General features: G+C 41.2%; 22 protein-coding genes. 8 read left to right on the top strand and 14 right to left on the bottom strand.

Annotated elements, in window-relative coordinates:
- Positions 1 to 10: 10 nt before the first annotated feature.
- The 6 genes from FXF70_RS00490 to malK all read right to left on the bottom strand — a co-directional run bounded on the left by FXF70_RS00490 (position 11) and on the right by malK (position 7,484).
- On the bottom strand, positions 11 to 970 hold the full coding sequence (locus tag FXF70_RS00490; RefSeq protein ID WP_008345835.1) for an ABC transporter permease: 960 nt from the start codon (positions 968 to 970) through the stop codon (positions 11 to 13).
- Positions 971 to 2,017, bottom strand: a complete 1,047-nt coding sequence (locus FXF70_RS00485) for an ABC transporter permease (RefSeq protein ID WP_017367955.1) — start codon at positions 2,015 to 2,017, stop codon at positions 971 to 973.
- Positions 2,010 to 3,545 (bottom strand): ABC transporter ATP-binding protein, encoded by a 1,536-nt coding sequence (locus FXF70_RS00480; RefSeq protein WP_148779655.1) that lies wholly within the window; start codon positions 3,543 to 3,545, stop codon positions 2,010 to 2,012. Before FXF70_RS00480 ends, FXF70_RS00485 begins: the two co-directional genes overlap by 8 nt.
- A 159-nt stretch (positions 3,546 to 3,704) precedes the next feature.
- Positions 3,705 to 4,787 carry a BMP family lipoprotein gene (locus tag FXF70_RS00475; protein WP_035701194.1) on the bottom strand — a complete coding sequence of 361 codons (1,083 nt, stop codon included), beginning with the start codon at positions 4,785 to 4,787 and terminating at the stop codon, positions 3,705 to 3,707.
- Between the two features lie 395 nt (positions 4,788 to 5,182).
- The gene (locus FXF70_RS00470; RefSeq protein ID WP_024719723.1) at positions 5,183 to 5,890 is read right to left on the bottom strand and encodes a response regulator; all 708 of its coding nucleotides are present in this window, start codon (positions 5,888 to 5,890) and stop codon (positions 5,183 to 5,185) included.
- Positions 5,883 to 7,484, bottom strand: coding sequence for a malate sensor histidine kinase MalK (malK, locus tag FXF70_RS00465; protein WP_108611603.1), 1,602 nt, complete (start codon positions 7,482 to 7,484; stop codon positions 5,883 to 5,885). The genes FXF70_RS00470 and malK overlap by 8 nt, the downstream gene beginning before the upstream one ends.
- Before the next feature lie 185 nt (positions 7,485 to 7,669).
- On the opposite strand from malK, the gene FXF70_RS00460 reads away from it, so the two are divergent.
- On the top strand, positions 7,670 to 8,227 hold the full coding sequence (locus FXF70_RS00460) for a YufK family protein (RefSeq protein ID WP_017367952.1): 558 nt from the start codon (positions 7,670 to 7,672) through the stop codon (positions 8,225 to 8,227).
- 43 nt (positions 8,228 to 8,270) lie between these two features.
- Here FXF70_RS00460 and FXF70_RS00455 read toward each other — a convergent pair whose 3' ends face one another.
- The 3 genes from FXF70_RS00455 to FXF70_RS00445 all read right to left on the bottom strand — a co-directional run bounded on the left by FXF70_RS00455 (position 8,271) and on the right by FXF70_RS00445 (position 11,888).
- A complete protein-coding gene (locus FXF70_RS00455) occupies positions 8,271 to 8,681 on the bottom strand; it encodes a thiol-disulfide oxidoreductase DCC family protein (protein WP_144626082.1) in 411 nt (136 codons plus the stop codon).
- An 18-nt stretch (positions 8,682 to 8,699) separates the two neighbouring features.
- Positions 8,700 to 10,601, bottom strand: coding sequence for a transglycosylase domain-containing protein (locus tag FXF70_RS00450; RefSeq protein WP_008345818.1), 1,902 nt, complete (start codon positions 10,599 to 10,601; stop codon positions 8,700 to 8,702).
- Positions 10,602 to 10,709: 108 nt separating this feature from the next.
- Complete coding sequence (locus tag FXF70_RS00445) at positions 10,710 to 11,888, bottom strand: MFS transporter (RefSeq protein WP_220482436.1); 1,179 nt, start codon at positions 11,886 to 11,888, stop codon at positions 10,710 to 10,712.
- A gap of 218 nt (positions 11,889 to 12,106) precedes the next feature.
- On the opposite strand from FXF70_RS00445, the gene kapD reads away from it, so the two are divergent.
- Positions 12,107 to 12,724, top strand: coding sequence for a 3'-5' exonuclease KapD (kapD, locus tag FXF70_RS00440; protein ID WP_008345814.1), 618 nt, complete (start codon positions 12,107 to 12,109; stop codon positions 12,722 to 12,724).
- Here the strand turns inward: kapD and kapB are convergent.
- The gene (gene kapB / locus FXF70_RS00435) at positions 12,721 to 13,113 is read right to left on the bottom strand and encodes a kinase-associated lipoprotein KapB (protein WP_017358956.1); all 393 of its coding nucleotides are present in this window, start codon (positions 13,111 to 13,113) and stop codon (positions 12,721 to 12,723) included. The genes kapD and kapB overlap by 4 nt on opposite strands.
- Positions 13,114 to 13,206: 93 nt before the next feature.
- Here kapB and FXF70_RS18975 point away from each other — a divergent pair, with 93 nt between their 5' ends.
- On the top strand, positions 13,207 to 13,383 hold the full coding sequence (locus FXF70_RS18975) for a hypothetical protein (RefSeq protein WP_008345810.1): 177 nt from the start codon (positions 13,207 to 13,209) through the stop codon (positions 13,381 to 13,383).
- On the opposite strand, the gene FXF70_RS00430 is transcribed toward FXF70_RS18975, so the two are convergent.
- Positions 13,384 to 14,676 (bottom strand): sensor histidine kinase, encoded by a 1,293-nt coding sequence (locus tag FXF70_RS00430; RefSeq protein WP_008345807.1) that lies wholly within the window; start codon positions 14,674 to 14,676, stop codon positions 13,384 to 13,386.
- A gap of 133 nt (positions 14,677 to 14,809) precedes the next feature.
- Positions 14,810 to 15,985 (bottom strand): MalY/PatB family protein, encoded by a 1,176-nt coding sequence (locus tag FXF70_RS00425; RefSeq protein WP_148779654.1) that lies wholly within the window; start codon positions 15,983 to 15,985, stop codon positions 14,810 to 14,812.
- Positions 15,986 to 16,068: 83 nt separating this feature from the next.
- On the opposite strand from FXF70_RS00425, the gene FXF70_RS00420 reads away from it, so the two are divergent.
- Positions 16,069 to 16,329, top strand: a complete 261-nt coding sequence (locus tag FXF70_RS00420) for a DUF1871 family protein (RefSeq protein WP_025207895.1) — start codon at positions 16,069 to 16,071, stop codon at positions 16,327 to 16,329.
- On the opposite strand, the gene FXF70_RS00415 is transcribed toward FXF70_RS00420, so the two are convergent.
- On the bottom strand, positions 16,326 to 17,150 hold the full coding sequence (locus tag FXF70_RS00415; protein WP_148779653.1) for an alpha/beta fold hydrolase: 825 nt from the start codon (positions 17,148 to 17,150) through the stop codon (positions 16,326 to 16,328). The two genes, FXF70_RS00420 and FXF70_RS00415, sit on opposite strands and share 4 nt — an antisense overlap.
- Positions 17,151 to 17,328: 178 nt before the next feature.
- On the opposite strand from FXF70_RS00415, the gene FXF70_RS00410 reads away from it, so the two are divergent.
- The 3 genes from FXF70_RS00410 (at position 17,329) to yugI (ending at position 19,615) form a co-directional block, all read left to right on the top strand.
- Positions 17,329 to 17,829 (top strand): Lrp/AsnC family transcriptional regulator, encoded by a 501-nt coding sequence (locus FXF70_RS00410; protein ID WP_007500517.1) that lies wholly within the window; start codon positions 17,329 to 17,331, stop codon positions 17,827 to 17,829.
- A complete protein-coding gene (locus FXF70_RS00405) occupies positions 17,830 to 19,023 on the top strand; it encodes an aminotransferase (RefSeq protein WP_035389238.1) in 1,194 nt (397 codons plus the stop codon).
- Positions 19,024 to 19,222: 199 nt separating this feature from the next.
- Positions 19,223 to 19,615: a S1 domain-containing post-transcriptional regulator GSP13 gene (gene yugI / locus FXF70_RS00400; protein WP_008345795.1), complete on the top strand. Its 393-nt coding sequence runs from the start codon at positions 19,223 to 19,225 to the stop codon at positions 19,613 to 19,615.
- Between the two features lie 66 nt (positions 19,616 to 19,681).
- On the opposite strand, the gene FXF70_RS00395 is transcribed toward yugI, so the two are convergent.
- Complete coding sequence (locus FXF70_RS00395; RefSeq protein ID WP_008345792.1) at positions 19,682 to 19,918, bottom strand: DUF378 domain-containing protein; 237 nt, start codon at positions 19,916 to 19,918, stop codon at positions 19,682 to 19,684.
- A 144-nt stretch (positions 19,919 to 20,062) separates the two neighbouring features.
- On the opposite strand from FXF70_RS00395, the gene FXF70_RS00390 reads away from it, so the two are divergent.
- Positions 20,063 to 21,226, top strand: coding sequence for an iron-containing alcohol dehydrogenase (locus FXF70_RS00390; RefSeq protein ID WP_008345790.1), 1,164 nt, complete (start codon positions 20,063 to 20,065; stop codon positions 21,224 to 21,226).
- Positions 21,227 to 21,302: the final 76 nt, after the last annotated feature.

The following is a 21,302-nucleotide window of genomic DNA, read 5'->3' as shown; positions in this document are numbered from 1 at the left end:
TGGTATTTATTTATCGTTTTCCTTTTAAATAAGGGGTACCAAGTGCTTTTGGTGCGTCTGCTCGTCCAATGAAGCCAGTAAGAGCTAGGATCGTCAGCACATATGGTGCAATGAGCATGTACACGTTCGGGATATCTTGAAACAGCGGAAGCAGAGAGCCAATGATGCTTAAGCTTTGTGCAAATCCAAAGAATAAAGCAGCGCCCATAGCGCCAAATGGGTGCCATTTCCCGAAAACAAGGGCGGCTAACGCAATGAAGCCTTGTCCTGTAATGGTGGCGTGTGAGAAATCAAGAGCGATGGTCGATGCATACACAGCTCCGCCAAGACCGCCAAATAGACCACTAATGAAGACGCCGATATAGCGCATTCGGTATACCTTGATTCCCATTGTATCAGCTGCCATTGGATGCTCTCCGACTGCACGAAGTCGCAAGCCAAACGGCATTTTAAATAAAACAAACCAAGCGACAACCGCAAGAACCAATGCGAGAATGGACGTATAATACACATCTTTAAAGAAAATATCACCAATGATCGGAATGTCACTTAAAAGGGGAATATCTCCTTTATAGAAAGGTTCTGTAATTTTATCCGTTTGTGCTTTGCCATAAATCAGTTTGACAACAAACAGCGTAGCACCAAGGGCAAGCATGTTAATCGCAACACCACTGACCGTTTGATCTGCTCTGAACGTAATAGTGGCAACAGCGTGAATGAGTGAGAACACGCCGCCAATGGCCATACCAACAAGTAGACCGAGCCACGGGGTCAAGGCACCAAACGTATCAGCAAACATTAAGTTAAAAATAATACTAGAAAATGCTCCGACGACCATCAAACCTTCAAGACCGATATTGACGACACCTGATCTTTCTGAAAAGACGCCTCCAAGAGCGGTTAAAATAAGTGGTGCAGCATAAACGAGTGTAGCCGGGACGATGATTTCAAGAATTTGCAGAAATCCCACTTATTTTCCCCCCTTTTTCTTCAATTGTTGAATGACAAGACGGATGATATAGCTTGAGGCAACGAAAAGAATAATGATCGCAATCACAATATCAACGACCTCAGTCGGTACGCCAGATTCAAGCGGCATGTTTAAAGCACCGACTTTCAATCCACCAAGCAATAATGCCGCTAAGACGACACCAATAGCTGTGTTTCCGCCTAATAAGGCAACAGCGATTCCGTCAAAACCAACGCCAGTGAATGATCCTTTAATCGAAGCATATTCAAATGTTCCGAGTCCTTCCATCGCACCTGCAAGACCTGCAAAGGCACCAGAAATGAGCATCGCATAAATGATGTTGCGTCGAACGTTCATCCCAGCATAATGAGAGGCCTGCTGGTTCATCCCAACTGCGCGTAATTCAAACCCTTTAGAGGTTTTCTGGATAATAACCCACATGACAACAGCCGCAATAATGGCAACAAAAATCCCATTATGCATTCTAGAGAAATCAGTGATCTGCTCAAAAAAACCAGATCGAAGGGAAGCTGTTGCATCAATTTTTTCTGTTTTATCTTTATTGTTTGTTAAGACATTTGAGATTAAATAATTTGTGACATGAAGGGCAATGTAGTTCATCATGATGGTGACAATGACTTCATGTACGTAAAAACGAGCTTTTAAAAATCCGGGAATAAAGCCCCATAGTGCACCAGCAGCTGCTGCTGTGATCAGTGCAAGAGGCAAATGGATATACATAGGGGCATGGACAGTTGTGCCGATCCATACAGCAGCAACCCAGCCAATCAGCATTTGACCTTCTACCCCGATATTAAAGAGGCCCGTCCGAAATGCAAAGGCAACAGCAAGTCCTGATAAAATATAAGGCGTGACTTGTCGGATGGTTTCTCCCATATAATACGTTTCACCGAAGACGCCATTCCAAAGGGCGCTATAACCTTCGATGACACTATAACCGCTTGCCAGCATAATGATGGCCCCAACGAAAAGACCAAGTACAATGGCGATAAGCGGAATCAGCAGATTTGTTAAGCGATTAGACATTTGCTTCTTTCCCCACTTCCTGTTGCGTACTTCCAGCCATTAACAGACCAAGTTCTTGCTCTGTTGTTTCTTTTGGATCCACAATGGCAATAATGCTGCCTTCGAAAATCACAGCAATCTTATCACTGACATTGATAATTTCATCAAGCTCAAAGGATATGAGCAGAACAGCTTTGCCTGAATCCCTTTGTTCAATCAGACGTTTATGAACAAACTCAATGGCTCCGACATCAAGTCCACGTGTCGGCTGTGCGGCAATTAATAAATCAGGATTTCGGTCCACTTCACGGCCAATAATGGCTTTTTGCTGGTTACCGCCTGATAGCGCACGTGCTTCTGTATATTCACTAGGCGTCCGTACGTCGTATTCAGCAATGATTTGTTTTGCTTTTTGATAAATATTTTTCATATTCATCAAGCCAAACTTCGAATATGGACGCTGATAATACGTTTGTAAGGAAATATTTTCTCCAATTGAAAAGTCAAGGACAAGTCCGTGCTTATGACGGTCTTGAGGAATATGTCCGATACCAGATTCTGTGACCTTACGAGGCGGGAGGTTTTGAATGGCTTTCCCGTTTAGCATGATCGTGCCAGATTCGGATTTTTTCAGACCTGTAATGGCTTCAATTAATTCAGATTGACCATTTCCGTCTACACCCGCAATTCCGACAATCTCACCAGCTTTCACTGATAAATTGAGTTGTTTCACAGCTTCAATTCCTCGCGCATCTTTGACAGTGAGATCTTGAATTTGCAAGACTTCTTCAGCAGGGGAGGCTGCTTTTTTGTCTGTTTTAAATGAGACTTCGCGGCCGACCATTAAACTGGCAAGCTCGTCTTTGTTTGTGTGTTCCACATCAAGTGTACGAATACCTTGCCCTTTTCGGATAATGGTCACACGATGACAGGCATCCATAATTTCTTTAAGCTTGTGGGTAATTAAAATAATGGATTTGCCTTCTTTGATTAAGTTTTTCATAATTTGTATGAGTTCTTTTATTTCTTGAGGTGTTAAGACGGCTGTTGGTTCGTCGAAGATCAAGATGTCAGCGCCGCGGTATAGTGTTTTTAAGATTTCTGCTCGCTGCTGCATACCGACTGAGATGTCAGATACTTTAGCCGCAGGGTCTATTTTTAGTCCATAACGGTCAGAAAGTTCCTGCACTTGCTGAATGGCTTGTTCTTTGTCAATCTTTCCAAATTTCTTTGGCTCTTTTCCTAAAATGATGTTTTCAGCCACAGTAAATGTATCAACTAGCATAAAATGCTGATGGACCATTCCAATGCCTAAATCACTTGCATCATTTGGACTTGAGATTGTAACCGGTTTTCCGTGTACCTTGATTTCACCTTTTTCAGGCTGATACAGTCCGAAAAGCACGTTCATAAGCGTTGATTTTCCAGCGCCGTTTTCACCAAGCAGCGCATGAATTTCGCCCTTTTTTAGCTGCAGCGTAATGTTATCATTTGCTACAATGCCAGGGAATTCTTTGCGTATATTCAACATTTCAATGACATAATCCACAGGTTTAACCGCTCCTTTTTTAGGGTGCTGATGAAGATAAAAACTAGCAAAAGAAAAGCTGCAAAACAAGGCTGCAGCTTTTCTTTTACCACCTTTTACGAATAAAGAGGAGGTAAAGGAGAGGCAAGGGGATAAGGCGTGCTTATCCCGATGCACAAATTAAGCTTTAAAATCTTTTAGTTCATCACGTGTTGCAGGGATTTTCACTTCACCCTTGATGATTTTTTGTTTCCATTCTTCGACTTTCTTCAATACATCTTTATCAAGATTCTCTTGAGATGGAGAGATGTCAACGCCGCCTTCTTTCAGACCGTACGTGATGACTTCGCCACCAGGGAATTTACCTTCTTTTGCTTTTGTTGTTAAGTCTTGTACCGCTGTGTCTACTTTCTTAATCATAGAAGTAAGAGTGACACTTTGTTTTGTTCCAGGTACTTTACCTTCGTCATACTGGTCTTTATCAACACCAATGACCCACACTTTGCGGTCAGGATCAGCTTTTTTCAGGTTTTTCGCTTCTGTGAAGACACCAGTTCCAGTTCCGCCTGCTGCGTGGTAAATGACGTCAACGCCAGATTTGTACATACTTTCAGCTGTTGCTTTACCGATGTCTGCTTTATCGAATGCACCAGCATATTTCACTTCAACTTTTGCTTTTGGATTAGCTGCTTCAACGCCTGCACGGAAACCAACTTCGAATTTTCTGATTAATTCAGAATCAACGCCGCCAACAAAACCAATTTTGTTTGATTTTGTAGAAAGAGCCGCTGCCACACCTACAAGGAATGAACCTTCGTTTTCGTTAAATGTAATGCTTGCTACGTTGTCTTTTTTTACAACTGCATCAACGATGGCAAAGTGGTTTTTCTTACGTTGATCAGCAATTTCAGTAATAGAATCTTGCATTAAGAAACCAATTCCGTAAATCAAATCAAATTTTTCACGAGCAAGTGTGTTTAAGTTTGTTGTATAGTCAGCGTCTGATTTAGATTGTAAGTAATCAAAGCCGTTTTTACCTTTTGTTAAATTGTTGTCTTTCCCAAATGCTTGTAAACCTTCCCAAGCAGATTGGTTAAACGATTTGTCATCGACACCACCGACATCAGTTACCATTGCAACAGTGAATTGATCTTTATCTTTTTTGTTTTCACCGCTGTTTGAGCCAGAGTTGCCGCATGCTCCAAGGATGGTTCCTGCTGCTACGACTAAGGACAATGCAAGTCCAATTTTGCGCTTCTTCAAAACATAACCCCCTATAAAATTTAAAAGTTTCAGAAAAGTCTCGCGAAAAAAGACCGACTCTTGCCTTCTCCTATCCTTGTGAAAAGGGTATTTTATCCTGCATTCTTTTAAAATTGATGGAAACAGGAGAGAAGATGTAAGACATCAGACTTATATCTCGTTGAACTAATCAATCATAATTTATCATTTCCCATCGAATAAATAAATAGAAATTTGTTTTATTTTTAAAAAAATGTTAAAAGGCTAAATTCGATGTCTTTTTATGTGCTGAAATATGATATAATGCCGCTTTTATGATGTGCTCTACTACAGTGGAACCACTGATATCAAGGGGTTTGTGACATCGTATGCCATAAAAAAACATCTGGCCTTTGAGAAAGGTCAGATGTGTCAAATTAAAGATATTGCTGAATCAAATTCATGTTGCTTGTATTCAGTTTATATTGGAAAACAGGGCGGCCGATTGTCCCGTATGCCATCTCCACATCAACCACTTCGATATCCTCAAGAAATTTCAAATATTTTCTAATCGAAACTTGAGAGATTTCAGTATGATTGGCTAGGTCTTCGGTCGTGAAAGCCTGCTGACCGAATGATTGAATGCTTGTCCAGATGAGTTTGAGTGTGCTCTTCGTCAGGCCTTTTGGCAGCAGGACTTTTTCCGCCTCTGCTTTTTTATGAAAAAGCTTCGCGTCTAAATCATTTTGAGAGATGCTGTTCATCGTTTGGTATAGGGCATGTTTTCTTTTATATTCTGCCAGTGCTGATTGGAAGCGTTCAAACTCAAAAGGTTTGATTAAATAGTCGACAGCTCCGTTTCGCATCGTTTGCTGTACGACATCCACTTCATTTGCAGCTGAAATGACGATGACGTCAACGGAATGATTTTTCTCACGAATTTCTGATAATAGGGCGAGCCCATTTTGTCCAGGCATATAAATATCAAGCAATACAAGGTGAATGATTTCTGATTTTAAGATGTCTAGTGCCTTCTGAAATGAGGTGGCAATCCCTTTTAATTCAAATCCTTCTATTTGGGTCAAGTAGCGTTTATTCAGCTCCCCGACCATTGGGTCATCTTCTACGATCAACACATTAATCATGTGAATCCTCCTTTTGTTTATATGGAATACGGAGACTAAAGGTCGTTCCTTCTCCTTTTTCGCTTGTGACGATCATATGTCCGTTCAGTTTTTTGATGCTTTGGTCAACAAAGTAAAGGCCAAATCCTCTGTCTTCTCCTTTTGTTGAAAAGCCTTGATCAAACATAATGTCCTGTTCTTCTTTTGTCAGACCGACCCCTGTGTCTGTAATTTCAATATGAAGCTGCTCTTGGACATATCTGAATGAGATGGAGATATTTTTGTTCTCTGTATGGGAAACGGCATCGAGTGCGTTATTTAACAGATTACCGATGACCGTAATAAGGTCATGTGTGACTGCTGGGTCCTCCGAGTTTGGTACCTGTGTACTGCAATTGACTTCTAAAGCTGCGCCTTGTTCTCTGATGTAGCTTTGTTTTCCTAGTAAAAACCCGGCTAAGACAGAGTTTTTCACATGGTTGATGATTTCATTTGTTTCTGTCTGCTGATAAATCGCAATATCTTTAATATAGGTGCCAAGGTCATCATAGTTCTTCAGTTGGACCAATCCTAAAATGACATGGAGCTTGTTCATAAATTCGTGTGACTGGGCACGAAGCGCATTGGCATACATCTTCACCCCGCTCAGCTGCTCAGCCAGATGTTTGACTTCTGTTTTGTCACGGAAGGTTGCGATCGCTCCGACAATTTCTCCTTTTACCGTAATCGGCACCTCATTAAAGACCAGCTCCAATCCGTTCATTCTGACATCGCGATCAAGCAGCGGTTTCCGTGTTTCAATTACTTGCTTTAAGCCGCTTGAAGGAAGAAGGGCCTGTACGTCTTGTTCTCTAGGGTCAACCATAATGCCCATATTATGAAAAAGACGTTTAGCTTCTGCATTTGCCAGCTTGATTTTACCGAGCTGATCGACGGCAAGAATGCCTTCTTTTGTCGATTCTAGCATAGCGCTTCGTTCTTTTAATAAGGTGGCAATTTCATCTGGCTCTAGTCCAAACATAATCTTTTTTACTTTACGTGCCACAATGAGTGCGCCGATAATGCCAGATAAAAGGCTAAGCGATGTGACAAAGTAGAGCGGGAGCAGGCTTTGATGAATAATTAAATCAATTTCCTTTAATGTAATCCCAACTGCCACAGCTCCGAGCTGCTTGCCATCTTGGTTATAAACAGGAACAAAGGCACGCATGGACTTGCCAAGTGTTCCAGATGCGGTACTAATATGTTCTTTACCCTGTAATGCCGGTTTTTCATCACCGCCAGCAAATCGCTTCCCAATCTTTTGCGGATTCGGATGTGTTTTGCGGATACCGTTCATATCCATGACGACAACGAATTCGGTTTTGGTAATACGCTGCACATTGGTTGTATATTTCCGTAGTGCTGTATATGATTGATCTTTTTCCAATGATTTCGCTGTGATCGGAGCCTCTGCGACCATTTTGGCAGTGGAGAGGGCGATATCACGTTCCTGCTGATGAATATTTTTGGCTGTTTCTGACCAGATCGTAAAGAATGTGATACAGAGGGAGATCAGGACAACAATACAGACAAAGATCGTCAGCCGTGTTTGCAGTCTTAAAGTTTTTTTCACGAGTATACCCCTAACGCGCAATTTTTTCGTAATAGTAATACTTTAACGGGAAAATGTAAGTTTGTGAAGGAATGTACGTGCAAAATCACAAATTTGATTTAGATTCCAGTTTACTTGGAAAGCATCTTGTCAATCCGTTTTAAGTGAGCCATAATAAAAATGAGCTTATGAGAAAGGATCTATTTATGAAAAATACATATTTGACTGGATATTTTCCGCTGATTTCGATTTTGCTATTCAGCTCTGCCTTTTCTATTTTTACAGTAGGTATCACGACTGACTTCTTGACCCAAGCAGGGATTTTAAAAGGAATGCTGGAATTTTTCTCTGAACAGGGCATTCGTCTTGCTTTATTTGCCGCATTTGCACTTGTTTATTTTATGATTTTATCTGCTTTAAAACTCATTGCAGATACGGTGTTAGAGTTGGCGCTGCTCTTTTTTGCAAAGGACCCTGAAGGGGAGAACTTAAAGAAAATTCGGATTGCATCGGTTGTCTATTTGTTTGCCAGCTTACTTGCATTTCTATTGACGCAGCAGCTCATTCTGCTTGTTGGACTTTTTGTTTTAGCAAGTCTCGTCTATTTTATCTGGGTTGTGGTACGCATTTATCAATCACTTTCCATGCTGAATTTAATTGGGTTTATGATGTTTAATCTGCTGTTTTGGGCCACGTTTTTGATTGGCATTTTGTACTTATTTATTAAGCTTTATAACAGTGTGATGGCGAGTCTGCCAGCTTAATCAGACGAAAGAAAGCATCCTCCGATGATGGAGGATGCTTTTTTTATGGAAGAAACCGCTTCTGAATTTCAGGTGTAGGCATCATACAGGATGTTTTTTGACCAAACCATTTGTAGCGATTCTTTGCAATGAGTTGATAAAACCAGTCACGGATTGGACGAGGGATCACGAGGAGTAAATAGCTCCATCTGTATATCCCTTTTAAATGCCGCGCGGCTTTTAAGATGCCTGTTGACTTCATATAAAGGGTCCCATTTTCAATATAAATGAATGAATTGAACTCATCTAAAGGCAAGCCGTTTTCTTTTAAAACACGCTGCCCTGTATCTGATTGTAAAGAAGCAAACATCATCCGCTCATTCGGGTCGCGCTTGATGATAAACTGAACAGCACCACTGCACACGTTGCAGACACCGTCAAATAAAATGAAGTGAGAGGGTTGTGTTGAATGCATTGCAATCAAACCTCCTGTTTATCTAGCGTATTGCATAGTTTGTTTCCAAATACGTAAGTGCGGGCTTGAACTATAAATCGATTCAACGGTTCCTCTATCTCTTCCTACCCATACACCCATTGTGTATTGATCTGTCAGGCCAACAAACCAAATGTCTTTGTAGTCATTGGATGTCCCTGTTTTCCCCCCAATGTAAGGAGAATTGAAATTCGCCTTTTTCCCTGTTCCACTTTTCACAACAGAGGCAAGTAGTTTGCGCATTGTTTCATTTGTACGCTGAGAATAGATTTGCTTCGGCGACTCTTTCCACTTGTAAAGGGTTTTGCCGTTTAAGTCTGTGACCTTTGTAATGGAGTGATTTCGCGTATAGGCACCTTGATTGCCAAACACGGTATAGGCATCGGTTATTTCTAGCGGCGAGAAGCCTTTTGTAAATCCTCCAAGTGCAGAAGGGAGGCGGTAATCATCTGCGACAATATGTTCGAATGAAAACTTTTCTAAATAGCTGAAGCCTTTTTTGACACCGACTGTATCAAGCATACGAATCGCTGGTGTATTGTAAGAATTCTTAAAGGCTGTTTCAAGTGTTACAGTTCCATACGTTTTATGATTATAGTTTTGCGGGCAATATCCGCTACTGCAAAACTTGCCGGCACTGATTTTGCTTGATGCCGTGGCACCGGTTTGATCAATATAAGGGCCATAATCTAACAGCGGCTTAATGGCGGAACCTGGTTGTCTTTGCGCTTGATAGGCGTAGTTGAAATCAAACTTTTTATAATTCTTCCCGCCAGCAAGTGCGACGATTTGATGGGTTTGGTGGTTAATGACTGCTGAACCGCCTTCCACACCTTGATAAGGCAATTGTGCATTGAGCTGATAGACCGCTCTTTGCTGTAAGGAAGGGTCTAGTGCTGTATAAATCTTCACACCATCTTGAAGCAATGCACTAACCTTTTCTGATAATTCTTTTTGAATCGCCTTTTTTGCGCCAGCTGTTTTGGCTTTTTTCAATCGTTTTGTAAAGCCTTCCTGATCAGACACCAGATCGGTAAATTCTTCATTGGCGTATGTCACATAATCAGGGTAAAGATTTTTCTTTTCACTTAAGGACAAGCTGATTTTTTCTTTCACCGCTTTTTTGTATTGCTTCTTCGTAATGACACCATCTTTTTCTAAAATACCAAGTAGCCGTTTCTGGCGTTTCTTTGTATGTTTGAATTGTTTCAATGGGTCATACAGCGTAGGGTTGTTAGGAATCGCAGAAATAAATGCCATCTGTGCAAGTGTCAAAGAACTAAGCGGCTTATCAAAATAGTAATTAGCCGCAGAACCGACACCGTAAACCCCGTTACTGAAATAAATCGTATTTAAATAGCTTTCGAGAATTTCCTCTTTTGTAAATTTTCGCTCGAGCTCATAGGAATAGAGCAGTTCTGTAAACTTTCGGCTGAATGAACGTTCATGACTTAAATATAAATTACGGGATAACTGTTGTGTGATGGTGCTAGCGCCTTGGCTAATGCCATGGTTTTTCACATTTGCGGCAAGGGCACGAATCACGCCCATAAAGTCAATGCCTTTATGGTCATAAAAGTTGCGGTCCTCTGATCGGAGGAACAGCTCCTTTACGGAATCAGGAATTTTATCGTACTTCACGAAAACACGGTTCTCATCGTTTGATACGATCTCAGAGATAAGAGAACCATCTCGATCATACATATAACTGTTTTGGGAAAAGTCTACCTTTTCCAGCTTGATTTTTTGATCAAGCACTTCGTTAACAGGTTTTACACTTGCGGCTTCTTCCTTTGATAGATAAAAAGTCAGAACAAATAATGGGATGAGGGCAGCAAGTAATAACCAACCAATGATTGCACGAAACATGAGGTCACTCACTTTCTTCGGATTTCTAGCCATATCGTACCATTCTTTTGCGATTACGAGAAGGTTATTTTTAGAAAAGAATAGACGTGAAGTCTAGTAAACAAGGCATTTAGACAGAAGAAAAGAGTATCTGATAATGGATCAGACACTCCTCTCTTTTGTCTTTGATTGTGAGCGGACCGCCCATAAAAATAATGCCCCGAAAAGGAAAATGCCGGCGGTAACATAAAAGACAGCTGGAATTCCGTAATGACTCGCCACAATACCGCCTATGACGGGTCCGACGACATTTCCAAGAAAGCGGAAGCTGACATTGTAACCAAGCACTTCCCCTTGCATAGAGGCAGGCGCTTTGATCCGAATATAGGCCGTCGTACAAGGAATGATGCCCCCTAGTGCCATCCCGTATAAGAAACGGAAGATCACTAACATCCCGTAGGAATCCGCCATCGCTTGCGGGATGAATAAAATGGAGGAGAGGATGAGAAGGGCGAGCAGCACCTTATCGTGACCAATACGATCTCCAAGGTCTCCCCATTTCCGTGTAAATAGCAAATTGCCAAGCCCGGTTGCAGAAAACGCCAGCCCTGCATAAAAGGCAAGATTGACTGGGCCGTGTAAATCATGAATGTACAAGGCTAAAAGCGGCTGAATACTAAAGTTCCCGACTTGCGTAATAAATGTGAGTAGCATGGTGACGACAAGCAAAGGCTGTTTGAAAATATGGACAAGGACGTCCTTCCGTGAGTAAGAAACCCGTTTTGCTTCTTTTGAACGGATCGGCTGTTCTTTCACACCGAAGATAATGACAATCGCTGACACATATATGACAGCAGCTGTTAAGAAAAATGTATAAATGAATCCGACACTGTCTGCCATAAATCCACCCATTAATGGACCGAATAAGCCTCCGGCAACATTACTCATCTGCATCGTACCAAGGGTCTTACCGGCTGTTGCCTTTTCGGTCTGTGCAGAAATCAGTGCCATCGAAGTCGAAATAAAGCCTGTCACAAGTCCCATGAAAAGCCTTAACGCAAATAGTTGATAAACGGTTTGAACAAGCCCCATTAATAAAATGCTTGTTGCAATCCCAATGCCATTAATGAGCAAAATCTTTTTATAGCCATGCCGGTCACCAATCCGTCCCCAAATTGGAGAAATGAGAAAGGCTGTTAAAAACGTAACCCCAAAGACATAGCCGCTCCATCTTTGAACAAATTCATTCGAATAACTGCTATCAAGAGACTCTATGTAAAGTGATAAAAAAGGGACGATCATTGTAATGCTGGCAGATACAAAAAAGTTCACAAACCACATGATGTACAAGTTTTTCTTCCTGTTTGTGATAAAGACCACCTTCTTTATTTATTTCGTGTTCCTTAATAATTATAAAGGAAAATAAACGATCTTTCATCTGATGAATAGGTTGGGCATAGTGAATCTGCATTATTTTCACGAAAATGAAGTGATTTCAAAGTCCGTCTTAATATAATAGTAGCAGGATGGAAAACAGACGAGAAAGTGGGGTGAGACTGATGGAACAGAAGACGCTGCTTGTGGTCGATTTTGAATTTACGATGCCTGATGGGAAATATCATCCGCAAAATTTTTTCCCGGAAATCATTGAGGCCGGTGTCGTTAAAGCATCAAATGAAACGATCATAGACACATTCTCAAGCTATGTCAAACCGAAAAAGTTCCCGAAGCTGACAAAGCGCTGTAAATCGTTCCTGGGCATTACGCAGCAGGATGTAGAAAGCGGGATTTCTTTTGAGGCGTTTATCGAGAAGCTCGTGTCACTCGATGGGGGAGAAGACTGTGAGATTATCACATGGGGAAATATGGACATGAAGGTACTGAAGCAAAACTGTATGCTCAATCATATTGGTTTTCCTTTTAAGGGGAATCAAAGGGATCTGGCTTTTGAATATAAAACCTTTTTTGGGGATAGAACACTCACAGGACTTCGGAAAGCAGCTAAGGAGTACGGCAGTGAAGGAGCTGGTAAGCATCATAAAGCACTCGATGATGCCATGACCACTTATCAGCTGTTCACCCTTTTTGAAAAAGATCGATCCTATGTGGAAAATCCGCAAACAACCAAAATTGGTGAACTCATTGACTTCTCTCACTTTTTTGATTCGGCAGATTAGCGGGCGTCTTCTGGAAAATAATCTTTTTCAAGAGAAGAGAGGCACGCTCTTGATTTTTCAGCCCACTTGGAATCATCCGCACTGAGCCCTTTTTTCAATTTGTCTACGGCGTCTTTCAGTGATACTTGATAATCAGGTATGTCGCCATCATAAGGCTTGACCATATGATGAGGGATGTTCGTCTGTTCCCTAAAGGCCAAAGCCCGTCTTTCCTGAAAAAAAGGTACGTCCGCTTCTTTTGGATGATGCAGGTCACCTTGAGTGGGGTGTGTTAAAACCGCTTTTACTTGAACGAGATAAGTAGATGGTTTAACGGCTGTCACTTCCCCAATGTAAACACCTGTTTTGTAAAAACCTTTCACGATTTGTCCAATCTGAATGTCCGTCATATGAAATTCCTCCATTTCCTTCGCATAAGAAGGTATTTCCTTTCTTTTAGCCAATATAGTGAAGTAAACGAGCAAAAGGGGGAAGAGCGGAACATGTCGTTCATCATATTCTTTCTACTGTATTTTCCTGAAGATAAAAGGGAGTATATCCCTGCGGCAATCACGACGGTGCTTTTCTTTGCTGCTGCATTTATTTGCTTTCGTCTGATCGTTCGTGCTTCTAAGAAGCAGGAGCAGATCGATGAAAAAAGGACAAAAAAAATGGATTGATCATTTTCTTCTTGTATCTTCAGGAAACTTCACGGTGACTGTTGTACCAGACTGCAATGAGCTTTTGAAACGAATCGTTCCATGATGATTTTCAATGATGGAAAATGTCACTGTCAACCCAAGCCCTGTTCCTTTATTTTTCAATGTGTAATAGGGTTCACCAAGCTTTTTCATTTGGCTTTCTGACATGCCTACACCGTTATCAACAAAATAAAGGCAGATTCGATGATTTTCTTTTGAAGCAAACAGTTCGATTTTACCTTCGTGTTCGGGCGCTGCTTCGATTGCATTTTTGATTAAATTAATCATGACTTGTTTGATTTTCGTTTCATCACCTTGGATGTATAAGTCTGGTTCAATCGATTGATGAATCGTGACCGACTTAAAATTCGCATAGGATGTCATCAGCGATGCACACTCTTCAAGTAATTTAGATAAATTGAGAGACTCTATTTGATAATAATTTTGTTTCGCAATATCAAGATAGCTCGTAATAATATCCTGCGCACGGTCAAGTTCAGATAAAACGAGATTTTTATAATCTTTATTGGTTGACGGCTCTTTCGTATTGTCACTTGAAAAGAGCAGTTGGATAAATCCTCTCACCACCGTCAGCGGATTGCGGACTTCATGGGCAACACTTGCTGCCAGTTCACTCACAATCGTCAGTTTCTCTGATTGGACAAGCTGTGTTCTCATTTGCGCATTCTCTTTCACAAACTCAATGGAATAAATACTCAGCACAAGAAAGAATATGTAGTAAAGAGTTGAGAAAAATAATTCGAGCAGCTTTTGTTGCATAATGAATGCAGGGCTGTACTCTATTAAGCTGACCACAAGCAGTCCAATGTAAATAAACATCCCTTTTGATAACGCAATTAGGACTCCGTATAACAGCTTTCTCTGCTTAGAATATTGGCGCCATTTCCGGTAAAGCAGGAAAGGAATGAAAAAGTAAATCGGTACAACAATCAATCCAACCCATAAAAAAGAGCCATACATCACGAACTTTACGGTTGAACTAACTAAGATAGCGACGATTCCAGCGGTATATCCCCCGTATAAAATAGCCAGTACAAGGGGAATCGATTGAAGCCCAGTCTGCAAATCTAAAATCGAACCAACTGGATACATAATACATAGTGCTGATGAAATGGATGCAAATATGGTGATGAGCAGTTTATTCGTTTTAGGGAAATGAGCAGGGGTCCGGCTTAGCCATAGTGCATGATATAAAAAGATTGGAAATAGAATAAAAGATACATGGAGCAGAAAATCCTTGAACATTTCCATTTAAATGCTCTCCTCGTAAATAATTGTAATTCCTCTCATTATATCATTTCATGTACAAAGTAGATATGATAATAGGAGGGTTTTTTTCTTTAAAAAGAACACCCGTTAGGATGTTCTTTTGATAGAAATGGTTTTATTCGGATGATTGAGTGAATGCTTGGTGAAGGCGCTTCAGACCTTCTTTTACTGTTCCGGCAGGACAGCCTAGATTCATTCGAATAAAGCCGTCTCCTTCGTGCCCATATACGTTTCCGAGCTCTAGTATGACCTTGCCCTTTTTCAGCAGATTACGTTTCAATTCTGCTTGAGTGAGCTCATAATTACGAATATCCAGCCACAATAGATAAGAAGCATCTGGTTTCATATAACGCATGCTCGGCAGATATTCATCAATATAATCCATTGCGATCTTCATATTATTTTCGAGATAAAGAACAAGTGAATCAAGCCACTCATCTCCGTGGCGATAGGCCGCCTCCATGGCAGGAATAGCAAAGGCATTCAGTTTAGACAATCCATTTCTTTGCACTTCATTGGTGAAAAGGGTTCTTTTTTCTTCATCAGAAATGATAATGGCAGATGCCTGAAGACCAGCTAAATTAAATGTTTTACTCGGTGCAATACACGTTACCGTGATGTTAGCTATCTCATCAGAAAGGCTGGCAAAAGGCACATGCGGTTGCCCGTAAAGCATCAGATCGGAATGAATTTCATCTGACACGACGGTGACACCGTACTGTACACATAAATCTCCTACACGCTTTAATTCCTCTTTTGACCAAGCTCTCCCTGAAGGATTATGCGGATGACAAAGAAACATCAGCTTTGCTTCTGGCCTGCTTAATTTCTTCTCTAAATCATCAAAATCCATCATGTAACGGTTGTTTTCTATTTTTAAAGGGTTGGTTGAGACGATACGTCCGTTTCTTTCAATCATTTGATAGAAGGGCGTATACACCGGTGACTGAATGACCACTTCATCATTCGGAGCTGTAAAGGCTTGTACCGCAAAACTAAGTGCTGTCACGATACCTGGTGTGAAGGTGACGGTATCTGTTTGTATCGTCCAACCGTGTCGTCTTTTGACCCATTCAGCTACTGCTTGCTGCGTATCCTGATCCTGAAATGCATAGCCGAATACGCCGTGATCTAATCGTTCTTTTAAAGCATCAAGTACGACTTGCGGCGCTTTAAAATCCATATCTGCTACCCACATTGGCAGCGCATCTGTTGTCAGGAATAAAGACTCTGCTTGATCCCATTTGACTGATTTTGAACCTTTACGTATGATCTGTTCGTCGAAATTCATGAAACCCACCTCTAGCCGTTTTTCAACCATTCTTGGTTGTGCTAAAATAAACATCACAAAATTTATTATAAGCGGTGATCCCTATGAAAGATAGTCAAGCTGTAGAAGAGATGATTCAAATCATTAAGGCATGGGACCCTTTTCAGTATGGAGAGGACTTTTACGAAACGGAGCCTGCTGACGTCATCAGTGCCTTATACGACGCAGAAGACCCTTTATCTTTCGCGAAAGACATTCAAGCCATTTACCATCACTCATTTGATCAGCTTCTTCCGATGGAAAGCTGCCAGCATATCGCAAATCAGCTTTTTATCATAAGAGAAAGTAGCTCCTGCTCGTTTTAAGACAGGCTGAAATGACCAATTTGATCAGACACAAAGACCGGATTTTCCTCAGGGATGAGGTGCCCGGTTTTTTTTAATGCGTGAAAGGTTGAATGCGGCAGATCTTTGTGAAGTCTTTCGCCAATTTGAATAGGAACGATCCGGTCTTCCTCCCCCCAAATCAGAAGGACAGGTGTCTCCATTTTCTTTAAGACATCTGACGCTAAATCACCTTCCCTATGCCGAATCAAACGAAAAATACCTCTAAAAATTTGGTCATCTGAAAAAGGCTTTAAATATCCGTCTACCATCTCTTGATCAATAATCGAATGATCATGCACAACAGAGGTTAAATTTTTCATAATACCTTGCTTGAACAACTTTCTTTTTAAATAGAGATAAAAATAAGGAATATATGTGCTGTAAACAAGCGACTTTTTGGATTTATTCATATACCCTGAACTGCATAAAAGAACAGCTTTTTCAAATAGGTCGGGACGCTCAGAGGCAGCATATAAAGCAATTTGTCCCCCCATGGAATGCCCCACGAGGATCGCATGCTGAATCTGCAAATAACCAGCTAGTTCAATGATGATTTTTGCCATGTTGCGATAGCTGTAAATGAACGTATTTGATTTTTCGGACTGCCCGAATGGAGGCAGATCAATCGCAATTAAATTGAAGTCTTGTTTCAGAAGCGGGATGAGCTTTCGATAGCTGAAGGTAGATGAGAAAAGACCGTGAATCAAAATCAATGTCTTCTTACCTTCATTTGGATAGTGTTCGTAATAGATATCTAAACCGAATTTACTTTTCATATAGGATGGCTGTACAATGTCCACACTCATCAACTCCGATATTTGATACTCACTCTCTGTTAGGTGACTGTATTGTACCCTAAAAAGTGGATTTTAAGCTACGATTAGAATCTTTTCCCTGCTTAGCATAATGGGAAAAACGTGCTATAATGTTCAGAAGATTTTTTAAAACTAGCTTTTTACAATCAGAGGTGTGAAATCAATGAAACTAACCGAAAAAGAAACTGAAATATTAGAGATTTTAGATGAAAACAGCCGCGCCGATTTAAATACAATTGCAAAAATGGCAGGTGTGACATCAGAAGAAGCAGAAGCCATTATTCAAAAGCTCGAAGATCAAAAAGTCATTATTGATTATTCGACCATGATTGACTGGCGAAAAGTAGACGGACACGAAGGCGTTACAGCGATGATTGATGTGAAAGTGACCCCAAAAAGAGGCGTCGGTTTTGATGAAATTGCTGAACGCATTTACAGGTTCCAAGAAGTGGAGTCCGTGTATTTAATGTCAGGCGTGTATGATTTATCTGTTGTGATCAGAGGAAGATCCATGTCTGATATCGCCCGCTTCGTATCTGAAAAATTATCGACACTTGATTCTGTTGTTTCAACCACTACCCACTTTATTTTGAAAAGATATAAGCATGATGGGAAAGTCTTTGAAACAGGGGACGATGACAAAAGAATCGTGGTGTCTCCTTAAATGAAAAAGTCTTATTTATCTGAAACGGTACAAAGCATTCAGCCGTCAGGTATTCGGAAATTCTTTGATTTGGCAGCCACAATGGAAGGGGTTATCTCCCTCGGGGTCGGCGAACCGGATTTCGTGACAGCTTGGAATGTGAGAGAAGCCAGTATTATGTCTTTAGAGCAAGGACTGACCTCTTATACAGCAAATGCTGGGCTGCTCTCTTTGCGAAAAGAATTGAGCCATTATTTATATAAGCGGTTTCACATTGAATACAGTCCTGAAGAAGAACTCATTATTACCGTTGGCGGTAGCCAGGCGCTTGATTTGGCCTTTCGCGCCATTTTAAACAACGGGGACGAAGTAATCATCCCAGAGCCTTGTTTCGTCGCATATGGGGCTCTGACGACACTTGCGGGCGGTGTACCGGTTTATTTAAGTACATCGGCTGAAAAAGATTTTAAAGCCGATTCTGCTGATCTTCGTACGAAGCTGACGCCGAAAACAAAAGCCATCTTGCTATGCTCTCCATCAAACCCAACAGGGTCTGTTTACTCGAAAGAAGAGCTTGAAGATATTGCTCAGTTTGCAAAGGAGCATGATCTTTTAATCATCACAGATGAGATTTATGCTGAGCTGACGTACGATGAAGCTTTTACGAGTGTCGCGGCGATTCAAGATATGAAGGAAAGAACGATTTTGATTTCAGGCTTTTCCAAAGGGTTCGCTATGACGGGGTGGCGCTTAGGCTATGTGGCAGCACCGCCAGTCCTCCGTGATGCCATGCTGAAAATACATCAATATTCTATGATGTGTGCACCAGCTATGGCACAATATGCTGCAGAAGAAGCATTAAAAAATGGACTTGAAGATGTGGAGAAAATGAAGAAAAGCTACAGAAGACGCCGTAATTTGTTTGTCGGCTCTCTCAATGAACTTGGACTCACTTGCCATCAGCCAAACGGAGCGTTTTACGCTTTCCCGTCCATTAAAAGCACAGGCATGACTTCAGAACAATTTGCCGAGGAGCTACTGCTTAGCGAGAAAGTAGCAGTTGTCCCTGGAAATGTATTCGGCCCAAGTGGTGAAGGACATATTCGTTGTTCATATGCGTCATCACTCGATCACTTGCAGGAATCACTTTCAAGAATCCAGCGTTTTTTGCAGAATAGACAAGTGCAAGAAGAGGCACCTGCTATCTTAAAATAAAAAAAGGCATCAATCCAACTGGACTCATGCCTCTCAAATTAGGGGGGGAATACTAGAAAGCATTCTTGTTTTCAGGTATTCCCCCTTTTGAACGGATCTAAACCCAATTAAAAAATATTTTGCGTAAAAGACCGTTCTGTGATATAGTTTTTAATTGCGTATAAACGAATATTAAAACATTTATTTAGGAGTTGTTATCATGGCGACAAAGTTTGAAGTAGGCAGTGTTTACACTGGTAAAGTAACAGGATTACAAGCGTATGGTGCGTTTGTTGCATTAGATGAAGAAACTCAAGGACTTGTGCACATTTCTGAAGTAACTCACGGTTTTGTAAAAGACATCAACGAGCACCTTTCAATTGGTGACGAAGTACAAGTGAAAGTTCTTTCTGTTGATGAAAATGCTGGTAAAATCAGCCTTTCTATCCGTGCAACGCAAGAAGCACCTGAAAGAAAAGAAAGCAAACCAAAGAAACAAAGACCACAGCAAGTGAAAGAAGAAGCTGCTGCACCACAAGGTTTCAATACACTAAAAGATAAACTTGAAGAGTGGATTGAGCAATCTAACCGTAAAGACCTTATCAAGAAATAAAAAAAGCACCGCTTCAAACGGTGCCTTAGGCTGCCTCATAGGCAGTCTTTTTTTATGTCTTTTTCATTAGCGGACCTCTGGATTTGGCTCGTCACGGCGGACAGCTTCTTCACTAGGTTTGAACAACAGACCAAGATTGACAAGACCTGCAATTCCAACAAGACCATAAATAATACGTGATAATGCAGCACCTTGACCGCCAAAGATCGCTGCTACTAAGTCAAATTGAAAAAAGCCGATTAGTCCCCAGTTAATAGCACCGATAATCGTGAGCACGAGGGCAATACGCTGAATAGCACTCATCGTGATTCCTCCTTTCGCTACAGTATCAATACATTTATATTTTGCAGATTTTTAGCCAAACTATGCGTAAGAAAATGGATGAAAGCAAATTACTTTACTTTTGGAATGAAAGAGGCGCATAATGTAGCGCGAGGAGGAGATCACATGGATCGATTTACTTATTGGAACCCAACGAAATTAATCTTTGGAAAGGGAGAAGTATCAGCCCTTTCAGATGAACTAAAACACTACGGAAAAAACGTATTGCTTGTATATGGTGGAGGCAGCATTAAACGAAATGGCCTTTATGACCAAGTTGTCAGCATCTTAAAAGAATCAGGAGCTACAATCACTGAGCTTGCTGGTGTTGAGCCAAACCCGCGCTTAACAACGGTTAGAAAAGGGGTTGAGCTTTGCAAAGAGAACCAAATTGATTTTATTTTGGCAGTCGGCGGCGGTAGCGTCATTGACGCAACCAAAGCGATCGCAGCTGGTGCGAAATACGATGGAGATGCTTGGGATATCGTCACTCGTAAGCATGTCCCAATGGAAGCCATCCCATTTGGTACAGTATTAACACTTGCCGCGACAGGTTCTGAAATGAACTCTGGCTCCGTCATCACAAACTGGGAAACAAATGAGAAATACGGATGGGGCAGTCCAGCTGTCTTCCCTAAATTCTCTATTCTTGACCCAGTCAATACATTTACTGTGCCAAAAAACCACACGATTTATGGCATGGTTGACATGATGTCTCACGTGTTTGAACAATATTTCCATCACACGGAGAATACACCTTACCAAGATCGTATGTGTGAAGGACTTCTTCGTACGGTCATTGAAACAGCACCGAAGCTGATCAATGATTTGGAAAACTATGAGCTTCGTGAAACGATTTTATTCACAGGCACTATTGCACTGAATGGAATGCTTTCAATGGGTGCACGCGGAGACTGGGCATCTCACAATATTGAGCATGCGGTATCTGCGGTGTATGACATCCCGCATGCAGGCGGACTTGCGATTTTGTTCCCGAACTGGATGAAGCATGTCATTCAAGAAAACCCAGGTCGCTTCAAGCAATTAGCAGTGCGTGTATTCGATGTAGACCCTGCGGGCAAAACAGACGAAGAAGTTGGCTTAGAAGGAATCGAAAAACTTTCTGCTTTCTGGACAAGTCTAGGCGCACCAAACCGTTTAGCTGACTATGACATCAACGATGAGAAAATTGATCTGATTGCAGACCGTGCAATGGCACGTGGTGAATTTGGCCAATTTAAAAAGCTGAACAAAGAAGATGTTCTAGCTATTTTAAACGCTTCTTTATAATCGAACATGGAAAAGATAGCTGCTTTTAAGCAGTTATCTTTTTTGAGTTCTGCATGTACATATGTTACAGTAGTCT

It is taken from the genome of Bacillus sp. Y3, from assembly GCF_008123875.1.
Taxonomy (GTDB): Bacteria; Bacillota; Bacilli; order Bacillales; family Bacillaceae; genus Bacillus; species Bacillus altitudinis.
Note: the sequence above shows the minus strand (reverse complement) of the source record. Positions and strands in the feature narration are given on the sequence as shown.